This window comes from Escherichia sp. MOD1-EC6475 (assembly GCF_003046645.1).
In the GTDB taxonomy this organism is placed as follows: Bacteria; Pseudomonadota; Gammaproteobacteria; order Enterobacterales; family Enterobacteriaceae; genus Escherichia; species Escherichia ruysiae.
Genome location: NZ_PZKQ01000103.1, coordinates 1 through 318, shown reverse-complemented (window position 1 = coordinate 318; position 318 = coordinate 1). Strand labels below are relative to the sequence as shown.

The 318-nt window shown below is 47.2% G+C and carries 2 tRNA genes; both read left to right on the top strand.

Features of this window, described 5'->3' with window-relative positions:
* Positions 1-43 precede the first annotated feature (43 nt).
* Positions 44-120 (top strand) — tRNA-Ile (locus A7589_RS22400).
* A 42-nt stretch (positions 121-162) separates the two neighbouring features.
* Positions 163-238, top strand: a tRNA-Ala gene (locus tag A7589_RS22395).
* The last annotated feature ends 80 nt before the right edge of the window (positions 239-318 follow it).

Genomic DNA, 318 nt, shown 5'->3' with positions numbered 1-318 from the left:
CTCACACAGATTGTCTGATGAAAATGAGCAGTAAAACCTCTACAGGCTTGTAGCTCAGGTGGTTAGAGCGCACCCCTGATAAGGGTGAGGTCGGTGGTTCAAGTCCACTCAGGCCTACCAAATTTGCACCGCAAATTTGAAGAGGTTTTAACTACATGTTATGGGGCTATAGCTCAGCTGGGAGAGCGCCTGCTTTGCACGCAGGAGGTCTGCGGTTCGATCCCGCATAGCTCCACCATCTCTGTAGTGATTAAATAAAAAATACTTCAGAGTGTACCTGCAAGGGTTCACTGCGAAGTTTTGCTCTTTAAAAATCTG